Consider the following 9,692-nt stretch of genomic DNA (forward strand, 5'->3'; position numbering starts at 1 on the left):
TGCGCGGCCGCCTCGGCTACGCCTTCGACCGCACCCTGCTCTACGGCACCGGCGGCTTCGCCTACGGCGCCGGCAGCAACGAGCAGCGCTTCGGCGGCTTCCGCGGCAACGACGACTTCCGCACCGGCTGGGCGGCGGGCGGCGGCATCGAGTACGCGCTGCCGACCGACTCCTTCCTGAACTTCTTCCGCTCCTCGGCCGTGACGCTGAAGGTGGAAGGCCTGTACGTGAACCTCGACCGCGGCAACCGCACCGCGGGCGCCCTGGTCGTCAACAACCAGACCGGCGGCGTCGTCTACGCCGTCCCGAACTTCGTCTCCCGCCGCAACGACGAGTTCGCCGTCGTCCGCGCCGGCCTCAACTACAAGTTCGGTTCCTACTAAGACCCGGCTGGCCCGATCAGGCGGTCCCTCGGGACCGCCGCCAGCACGCGAGAGCCCGGCCGAGAGGCCGGGCTCTTCGCGTTTCGGGCACCGCGCGGCTGCTCGGGCGGGCCGCGCGATTTTCATCCCGCCTCCGGCCGGAATCGTGCCGCGGCCGAACATCACGGCGAAGTTCACGCGCCGCCCCCTGACAAAAGCGCCGCACCCACCCCATGTCGTCCCTGCCCGCGCGGAGTGCAGACAGCCTCCCGCTTGCCTGTAGGAGGACGACTCCATGAACAGCGAAGAACGCGACGTCATCAACGGCATCTTCCAGCGCCTGGAGCAGGCTGCCAGCCAGCCCCGGGACGCCGACGCCGAGCGCTTCATCGCCGACAAGATCCGGGCTCAGCCCTACGCGCCCTACGCCATGGCGCAGCTCATCTACGTGCAGGAAGAGGCGATCAAGAGCCTGAACGAGCAGCTCGAGGAGGCGCGCCGCCAGCAGCAGGCGCAGCCGCAGCAGGGCGGCGCGGGTGGCTTCCTCTCGAGCATCTTCGGCGGCGGCCAGCGCCAGCCGGAGCCGCAGCCATATCCGCCGCAATACCAGCAGCGCCCGGCCGGCCAGCCCTGGGGGAACCAGGGCGGGGGCGGCTATGGCGGCCCTCAGCAGGGCTACCCGCAGCAGGGCTACGGCAATCAGCAGGGCGGCCCGTGGGCCGGCCAGCCTCAGGCACCCGCGCGCGGCGGCGGAGGCTTCCTCGCCACGGCGCTGCCGATGGCGGCGGGCGCGGCGGGCGGCATGCTGCTCGGCAGCGCGCTCTCGAACGCCTTCGCGGGCGGCCACTCGCAGCTCGGCAGCGCGGCGGCGGCGGGGCTCGGCGCGCCGGCCGCGGGCGGCACCGAGGATTTCGGTGCGGCGCTCGGCGGCGGCAGCGGCGGGGGCGACTTCCAGGACGCGTCCTTCGACAATGATCCCGGCGGCGATTTCGACGGGGATCTCGGCGGCGGCGACGACAGTGACTGGGTCTGATCGCCCGCCTCTCCGGACAGAGTGAGGCCCGGCCCCGCGGATGCGCGGGGCCGGGCCTTCTCGTTTCGATCTACAGCACCTCGACGCGGGTGCCGACGCCGGCGCGCTCGTAGAGGTCGATGACGTCCTCGTTCATCATGCGGATGCAACCCGAGGAGACCGACTGGCCGATCGTGTGCGGCTCGTTGGTCCCGTGGATCCGGTAGAGCGAGGAGCCGAGATAGAGGGCGCGCGCGCCGAGCGGGTTCTCGGGGCCGCCCTCCATGTGGCGCGGCAGGTCGGGCCGGCGCCGGATCATCTCGGGCGGAGGCGTCCAGTCGGGCCATTCCCGCTTCTGGGTGATCGTCTTGAGGCCCGCCCAGGTGAAGCCCGGCCGCCCGACGCCGATCCCGTAGCGGATCGCCTGGCCGCCCGGCTGCACGAGGTAGAGGAAGCGCGCGGGCGTATCGACCACGATGGTGCCCGGCCGCTGCGGCCCCGCATAGGGCACGACCTGGCGGGCGAATTGCGGGTCGATGGCGCGGGCGATGCGGGTCTCGTCGGGCCCTGCGGGGAGGGCGGCGAGGCGGACGGGCTCGCCGTAGCCGGCGGGCACCGGATCGCCTGATTGCAGCCGCGGGCTTCCCGGCCCGCCATAGCCGTAGGCGGCCGCGTGGGCGGGCAGCGTCGAAGGGGCGGGGCCGGCCGGGTTCGGCCGCAGGGCCTGCGGGCGCTGCGCCTCGCCCGTCACCAGGAACTCGATGAAGCCGCCGCCATAGGCGCCGGCCGCCGCCTGCTGCTGGTAGCCGCGGCTCTGCGCCTGCGCGGCGCCCCCGGATCCCAGGGCGGCGAGCGCCACCGCCACGCACCACGCTTCACGCATCCTCGCCCCCTTGCCGTCCGGCGCCCCGTGGCGCGACGCCCGGGCCTGCCGCCGGGCACGGGACAGGTTTGCGGGCGGGCCCGTGAAACCGGTGAAGGAACGTGGTGAATCGTTCACGCCGACGCACTTGTCCGGCGCTGGACTGTCCGCATCCTCAACGCCGCGTAAAAGCGTCGATGCGGGCCTGACCATTCAGCAACTGGCAACCAGTTTCCGCCAAATTCGGCATCGTCCCTCATGCCGGCTGATCCGAGACGATGACTACCAAGCGATACCGCATCGAAGACGTCCTCGGATTGAGCCCTCAGATGCCCGCCGCCGCGGCGCCCGCCTCGGAGATGTCCGCCGCCCAGGGCGCCCGCCTCGAGGAGATCCTGTCCGCGATCCAGGACCTGCGCCGGGTCACGCAGGCGAGCACCAGCGAGACCATCGACGCCTGCCGGCGGGAGCTCTCCGAAGCCTTCTCCATGCGGGGCGAGCTCGACCTGATGAAGGACGCGATCACCCGCACCAAGCAGGAGATCGCGGCGCTCCACCGATCCGAGCATACCGGCAAGGGCATGCGCCGCGCCGCCGACGAGCTCGACGCCGTGGTCGAGTCGACCGAGCGCGCCACCACCTCGCTCCTCGGCGCCATCGAGGAGATCGAGACCAACGCCAACATGCTGCGGGCCTCCCTCGGCAAGGCCGGGCAGGACCATGTCGACGTCATCTTGGAGAAGGTCATCGTCGCCTACGAGGCCTGCAACTTCCAGGACCTGACCGGCCAGCGCATCAGCAAGATCGTCGGCGTGCTGAAATTCGTCGAGGACCATCTCGACCGGGTCATCGAGGCCTGGAGCGGCCTCGACAGCTTCCGCGACTTCGCGAGCCTGCAGGAGACCGGCCCCAGCATCGACGACGAATCCTCGCTCCTCAACGGGCCGAAGCTCGAGGACGATATCGGCCACGTCGACCAGACCGACATCGACGCCCTGTTCGACTGAGCGCCCGCCCCTTCCCTCGCGAATCGGCCGGGCCTACATCTGCGGCATGAGCCGCAGCGCCCGGACAGACGTTCCTCCCGACACGTTCGACGACGGCGAGGGGCCGGAGGACGTCTCCGACGCCCCCCTCGACGAATCCCCCGAGATCGACTTCGACTTCGAGCCCGGCGCGGTCACGGCCGGCACCGAGGTGATCCGCCGGTTCTGGACGACGCTGCCGACCTCGCCCGGCGTCTACCGGATGTTCGACCACAAGGGCGACGTCCTCTACGTCGGCAAGGCCAAGAACCTGAAGGCGCGGGTCGGCTCCTACGCGCGGGGCCAGGCGCACTCGAACCGCATCAGCCGGATGATCTCGCAGACGGCGGCGATGGAGTTCGTCACCACCGCCACCGAGACCGAGGCGCTGCTCCTCGAGGCCAACCTCATCAAGCAGCTCAAGCCCCGCTTCAACGTGCTGATGCGGGACGACAAGTCCTTCCCCTACATCCTCGTCACCGGGGATTCGGAAGCCCCGCAGATCGTCAAGCACCGGGGCGCGCGCCGGCGCAAGGGGCAGTATTACGGCCCCTTCGCCAGCGTCTGGGCGGTGAACCGCACGGTGAACGCGCTCCAGCGCGCCTTCCTGCTGCGCACCTGCACGGACAGCTACTACGAGAACCGCACCCGGCCCTGCCTGCTCTTCCAGATCAAGCGCTGCTCCGGCCCCTGCACCGGCGAGATCCCGCTCGACGAGTACCGGGGGCTCGCCGACGCGGCGAACGCGTTCCTCGCCGGCAAGTCGAACGCCGTGAAGGATCGGATGCGGACCGAGATGGAGGCGGCCTCCGAGGCGCTCGAATTCGAGCGCGCCGCCCGCTTCCGCGACCGCATCGCAGCCCTCTCGGCGATCCAGGGGGCGCAAGGGGTGAACACGCAAGGGGTCGAGGAGGCCGACGTCTTCGCCCTCGACGAGCAGGCCGGCCAGTTCTGCATCGAGGTGTTCTTCTTCCGCAACTTCCAGAACTGGGGCAACCGGGCCTACTTCCCGAAGGCCGACCGCACCATGACGCCGGAGGAGGTGCTGGGCTCCTTCATGAGCCAGTTCTACGACGACAAGCCGGCCCCGCGGATCGTGCTGACGAGCCACGCCATCGAGGATGCGGAGCTCGTCGCCGCCGCCCTGTCGAGCCGCACCGAGCACCGGGTCGAGATCCACCTGCCCCAGCGGGGCGAGCGCAAGAACCTCGTCGACTACGCCCGCCGCAACGCCAAGGAGGCCCTGGCCCGGCGCCTCGCCGACACCGCCTCGCAGGGCAAGCTGCTCGCGGCGCTCGGCCAGGCCTTCGGCCTGGAGCGGGCGCCGCGCCGCATCGAGGTCTACGACAACTCGCACATCATGGGCACGAACGCGGTCGGCGGCATGATCGTGGCCGGGCCGACGGGCTTCATGAAGCCGCATTACCGCACCTTCAACATCAAGTCGGAGGAACTGACGCCGGGCGACGATTACGGGATGATGCGGGAGGTGCTGCAGCGCCGCTTCAAGCGCCTCGTCAAGGAGGCGCCCCGAACCGCGAACGAGGCGGCGCTCGCGGCCCTGGAGGGCGGCGCGCCCGAGCCCGTGCCCGAGCCGCAGGCGGAATCCGACGCCTTCCCGGCCTGGCCGGACCTCGTACTCATCGACGGCGGCAAGGGCCAGCTCGACGCCGCGCGGGCCGCGCTGGAGGAGGTCGGGGTCGCCGGCGTGCCCCTCGTCGGCATCGCCAAGGGGCGCGACCGCGACGCGGGCCGCGAGACCTTCTTCGTGCCGGGGCGCCCGCCCTTCAAGCTGCCCCCGCGCGACCCGACCCTCTACTTCGTGCAGCGCCTGCGCGACGAGGCCCACCGCTTCGCGATCGGCACCCACCGGGCCAAGCGCAAGCGCGAGATGGTCCGGAACCCCCTCGACGAGATCGCCGGGATCGGGCCGACCCGCAAGCGCGCCCTCCTCCACCATTTCGGGACCGTCAAGGCCATCCAGCGCGCCGCGCTCGAGGACCTCGCCAAGGCGCCCGGCGTCAACGCCGCCACGGCGCGGGCCGTCTACGATTTCTTCCATGCCGGCGCCTGAGCCCGCGGGCCGCGAGATCGGGGACGGGACAGGGCGGTTGACGCCTTCACCGCCCCGTGATTTCACCGCGCCGATGAACGCCGTCCTCCCCCGACGTCGGTCGCAGGCTTGGACGCTCGCGAACTGCCTCACCTACGGCCGCCTCGCCGCCGTGCCCGTCGTGGTCGGCCTGCTCTTCTGGCCGGACGAGATCGGCGCCCGCTTCGCGGCCTTCGCCGTGTTCGTGCTCGCCGGCATCACCGACTATCTCGACGGCTACGTCGCCCGCACCTACGCGCAGAGCTCGGCGCTCGGGCGCATGCTCGACCCGATCGCCGACAAGCTCCTCGTCGCCGCCTGCCTCCTGATGCTGGCGGCCGACCACACGGTCGCGGGCTGGAGCCTGTGGGCGGCCATCGTGATCCTGTGCCGCGAGGTGCTCGTCTCGGGGCTTCGCGAGTACCTCGCCGAGCTGAAGGTGAGCGTGCCGGTGAGCCGCATCGCCAAGTGGAAGACGACGGTGCAGCTCGTCGCGATCGGCTTCCTCGTGGCCGGCCCCGCCGGCGAGACGCTGCTGCCGGGCACGATCCGGATCGGCATCGTGCTGCTCTGGGTCGCGGCGGCCCTCACCATCTGGACCGGCTGGGACTACATGAGGGCCGGGATCAAGCACGTGATCGACGATCCGCGCTGAGGCCGGAGGGAATGTGGTGAAGCTCGTCTATTTCGCCTGGGTGCGCGAGCGCGTCGGCAAGGCCGAGGAGAGCGTCGAGCTGCCGCCGGGCGTCGCGACCGTCTCGGACCTCGTCGGCTGGCTCATCGGCCGCGGCGAGGAATACGCCTACGCCTTCGAGAATGCGGGCGTGGTCCGCGCGGCGATCGACCGGGTCCACGCCAAGCCCGACGCGCCGATCGCGGGCGCGTCCGAGGTCGCCTTCTTCCCGCCGATGACGGGCGGATAGGGGGAGCGGCCCCCGCGCGCAGGACGGGCAGGGCTGACGCGAGGACCCCCTCTCCCGTTCGGGAGAGGGTTGGGGTGAGGGGTGCGGCCTCGCCGGACAACGCGCCCCCCTCACCCGGTCGGCTGACGCCGACTCGGGCCTCCCGGACGGGAGAGGTGGCCCGCTCAGCTTCGGGCCAGCGCCGCGCTGAACTCGCGCAGGTTGCTGCGCATCATGTCGAGATAGGTCGGGGCCGGGCCGGCAGGGCCCGAGAGGGCGTCCGAGTAGATCCGGCCGCCGATCTTCGCGCCGCTCTCGCGGGCGATCTGCTCCATCAGGCGCGGGTCGGCGATCGTCTCCAGGAACACGGCCGGCACCTGCTCCTGGCGGATCTGGCGGATGATCCGCGCCACGCTGCGCGGGCTCGCCTCGCTGTCGTTGGCGACGCCCTGCGGCGCGATGAAGCGCAGGCCGTAGGCCGCGCCGAAATAGCCGAAGGCGTCGTGGGTCGTGATCACCCGGCGGTGCTCGGGCGGGATCGCGGCGATCGCGGCGCGCACCTCGCCGTCGAGGGCGTCGAGCTGGGCGAGGTAGGCGGCGGCGTTGCGCGCGTAATCCTCCGCATGGGCCGGGTCGGCCTTCGCGAGCCCGTCGCGGAGGTTGGCGACGTAGACCTTGGCGTTGGCGATGCTCTGCCAGGCATGGGGATCGGCCCCTTCTCCCGTCCCGCCGCCTTGCCCCGTCCCGCCCCCATCCGCGTGATCGTGCTCGCCCGCGTGGTCGTGGCGGGCGGCGATGGTCGTCACGCCGCGGGCGGCCACGATCACCGGGGCCTTGGCGCCCGAGGCGCGGATCAGCCGGTCGAGCCAGCCCTCGAAGCCGAGCCCGTTGACGACGACGATGTCGGCGCGGGCGAGAATCCGGCCGTCGCCCGGCGCCGGGCTGTAGCCGTGCGCGTCCGCATCCGGCCCGACCAGGGTCGCCACCTCGACGCGCTCGCCGCCCACCTGCCGCAGGAGATCGCCCAGGATCGAGAAGGTCGCCACCGCGCGCAGGCGCTCGGCCGCCTCGGCCCCTCCCCCCGGAATCAGCCCGGCCAGGGCGAGGGCGAGCCCCGCTCCGAACATCCGCGCCTTCCAAGCCCCCATCGCCCCGCTCCCCGTCCGGTCGCAGCGGACATAGTGTAATAGTGTTACATTGCCAAGCGTCCGGTTCGGGACGAGAGGCCGAACATGACGAAGCTTTCATGCGCGCGACAGGGCGCGGCCATTCGACCTTGGCTATTCTCGGGCCCGTCGCCATCGCCGTGCCGGGCGCCCCGGCCGTGCGAGGAGGCCCCCGCGATGAGGTCCCCGTGAGGAGACCCCGAAGGAGAGTGCCATGCGCAGGTTCGTGACCGTCGGTTTGATTCTCGTCGGCCTCGGCGTCGTCGGCGGTGCCGTCGCGAAGGACGATCCCTTCTCCCGCGCCCCCGCGGGCCGGTGGAACGCCTTCTCGCCGGAGGACCGCGAAGCCTTCGCCGATGCCCGCCTCGCGGCCCTGCGCGCCGGCCTGCGCCTCAGGCCCGAGCAGGAGGCGCTCTGGCCGCCGGTCGAGGCGGCGATCCGCGACCTCGGGCGCCTGCGGCGCGAGCAGCGCGCGGCCCGGGCCGAGCGGGGCCGCATGGTCGACGACGCGCCCGCCGCGATCCGCGCCATGGCGGATGCCGCGACCGCCCGCGGCGAGGCCCTGCGCAAGCTCGCCGACGCCTCGGCGCCCCTCTACGCCACCCTCGACGGGGACCAGAAGCGGCGCGCCCTCGTGCTCGCCCGCCCGATGCGGGGCGAGGGCCGCGGCGGCTGGCACCGGCACCGGCACGGGCCCGGCGAGGAGCGCTGATCGCCCTCCGGGCCCGACAAGGGGGCGAGGCCGCGCTTGATCCGCGGCGGCGGCGGCGGCAAACACCGCGCAAGCCGCCGCCGGGCGCCGAAGGTCCCCGCGGCGCCAGGAAGACAGAATGGCGCGCCGCCCCCGCTTGAACACCGACACGCTCCCGCTGATCTGGCGGGTCTGGCACGAGTGGCTCGCGCCGCACCGGGCGACGCTCGCGGGGGTGCTGGTGATGATCGTCCTCGTCGGGGCCGCGACGGGGCTCTACCCGGTTCTGATCAAGAGCGCCTTCGACGCCTTCGACCGCAAGGATGTCGGGGCGCTCGCCTACGGGCCGCTCATCGTCATCGCGGTGACCTCGGTGCGGGGCTTCGCCCTGTTCGGCCAGACGGTCCTGACGAACCGGGTCGTCACCCGCGTCGAGGCCGACATGCAGGCCGCCCTCTACGGCCACCTGATCGAGGCCGACCTCGCCCAGCTCGCCCGCGAGAGCCCGGCCGCCTTCACGCAGCGCTTCACCACCGATTTCGCCTACATCAAGGAGGCGCTGACCCGCATCTCGACCGTGCTCCTGCGGGACGTCGCCATGCTGATCGGCCTCGTCGCGGCCCTGATCTGGATGGACCCGGTCCTCACCCTCGTCGCGGCGGTGACGGTGCCCTTCGTGGCCGGGCCGATCGGCCGGATCGGCCGGAAGCTCCGGCGCGTCTCGACGACGACGCAGGAGCAGATGGGCGCGACCGCGAACCTGATCAGCGAGAGCCTCGCCGGCGCCCGCATCGCCAAGACCTACGCCCTCGAAGGCTACCTGAAGGGCCGTGCCGCGGAGGCGCTCGAGACGGTGCGCCGCCTCAAGATGAAGGCCGCCAACGCCCGCGGCCGGCTCGACCCGCTCCTCGAGGTCGGCGGCGGCGTCGCCGTGGCGGCGGTGCTGATGCTCGTCGGGCAGCGGGTGATGTCGGGGGAGCGCACGGTCGGCGACTTCACGGGCTTCACGGCCGCCCTCCTCCTCGCCGCGCAGCCGGCCCGGGCGCTCGGCACCCTCAACGCGATCCTGCAGGAGGCCGCCGGCGCCCTGCACCGCTACTTCGACCTGATGGACGAGGCGCCCCGCATCCGCGAGGCGCCGGGCGCGAAGCCGCTGGCGGCGGGGCCGGGCGAGATCCGCTTCGAGGGCCTGCGCTTCCGCTACCGGGACGACATGCCCGCGCTCGAGGGGATCGACCTCGTCGTGCCGGCCGGCCGCACCACGGCGCTCGTCGGGCGCTCCGGCTCGGGCAAGTCCTCGCTCCTCAACCTCGTGCCCCGCCTCTACGACGCGACGGGCGGGCGCGTGACGATCGACGGGCAGGACGTGCGCGCCGTCACCCTCGCGTCCCTGCGCGAGGCGATCGCGGTGGTGTCGCAGGAGGTGGTGCTGTTCGACGACACGGTGGCGGCCAATATCGGCTTCGGCCGCGCGGGGGCGAGCCGGGCCGAGATCGAGGCGGCCGCCCGGGCCGCGGCGGCCCACGATTTCATCGCCCGCCTGCCCGAAGGCTACGATTTCCGTGTCGGCTCGGGCGGCG

General features: G+C 72.4%; 10 protein-coding genes. 8 read left to right on the plus strand and 2 right to left on the minus strand.

Going from position 1 to position 9,692, the window contains the following annotated elements:
- The coding region (locus E1J50_RS24415; RefSeq protein ID WP_425374924.1) for an outer membrane protein at positions 1-383 on the plus strand (383 nt) is incomplete at its 5' end.
- A gap of 274 nt (positions 384-657) precedes the next feature.
- Positions 658-1,395 (plus strand): DUF2076 domain-containing protein, encoded by a 738-nt coding sequence (locus E1J50_RS24420; RefSeq protein ID WP_132256600.1) that lies wholly within the window; start codon positions 658-660, stop codon positions 1,393-1,395.
- 70 nt (positions 1,396-1,465) lie between these two features.
- On the opposite strand, the gene E1J50_RS24425 is transcribed toward E1J50_RS24420, so the two are convergent.
- Entirely contained in the window at positions 1,466-2,257 is a 792-nt protein-coding gene (locus E1J50_RS24425) for a L,D-transpeptidase (protein WP_132256602.1), read from the minus strand.
- Positions 2,258-2,514: 257 nt separating this feature from the next.
- Between E1J50_RS24425 and E1J50_RS24430 the strand changes: the two genes are divergently transcribed.
- The 4 genes from E1J50_RS24430 (at position 2,515) to moaD (ending at position 6,276) form a co-directional block, all read left to right on the plus strand.
- Positions 2,515-3,243, plus strand: a complete 729-nt coding sequence (locus tag E1J50_RS24430) for a chemotaxis protein (RefSeq protein WP_132256605.1) — start codon at positions 2,515-2,517, stop codon at positions 3,241-3,243.
- A 46-nt stretch (positions 3,244-3,289) separates the two neighbouring features.
- Positions 3,290-5,335, plus strand: coding sequence for an excinuclease ABC subunit UvrC (gene uvrC / locus E1J50_RS24435; protein ID WP_132256607.1), 2,046 nt, complete (start codon positions 3,290-3,292; stop codon positions 5,333-5,335).
- Between the two features lie 73 nt (positions 5,336-5,408).
- Positions 5,409-6,008, plus strand: coding sequence for a CDP-diacylglycerol--glycerol-3-phosphate 3-phosphatidyltransferase (gene pgsA, locus E1J50_RS24440; RefSeq protein ID WP_132256610.1), 600 nt, complete (start codon positions 5,409-5,411; stop codon positions 6,006-6,008).
- A 16-nt stretch (positions 6,009-6,024) separates the two neighbouring features.
- Complete coding sequence (gene moaD / locus E1J50_RS24445) at positions 6,025-6,276, plus strand: molybdopterin converting factor subunit 1 (RefSeq protein WP_132256612.1); 252 nt, start codon at positions 6,025-6,027, stop codon at positions 6,274-6,276.
- A gap of 164 nt (positions 6,277-6,440) precedes the next feature.
- Here moaD and E1J50_RS24450 read toward each other — a convergent pair whose 3' ends face one another.
- Positions 6,441-7,403: a metal ABC transporter substrate-binding protein gene (locus tag E1J50_RS24450; protein WP_245516736.1), complete on the minus strand. Its 963-nt coding sequence runs from the start codon at positions 7,401-7,403 to the stop codon at positions 6,441-6,443.
- A gap of 232 nt (positions 7,404-7,635) precedes the next feature.
- Between E1J50_RS24450 and E1J50_RS24455 the strand changes: the two genes are divergently transcribed.
- Together E1J50_RS24455 and E1J50_RS24460 are read left to right on the plus strand one after the other, a co-directional pair.
- A complete protein-coding gene (locus tag E1J50_RS24455) occupies positions 7,636-8,133 on the plus strand; it encodes a Spy/CpxP family protein refolding chaperone (RefSeq protein WP_132256614.1) in 498 nt (165 codons plus the stop codon).
- Positions 8,134-8,251: 118 nt separating this feature from the next.
- Positions 8,252-9,692: ABC transporter ATP-binding protein (locus E1J50_RS24460; RefSeq protein ID WP_132256617.1), on the plus strand; the 1,441-nt coding region annotated here is incomplete at its 3' end.

This window comes from Methylobacterium segetis, assembly GCF_004348265.1.
In the GTDB taxonomy this organism is placed as follows: Bacteria; Pseudomonadota; Alphaproteobacteria; order Rhizobiales; family Beijerinckiaceae; genus Methylobacterium; species Methylobacterium segetis.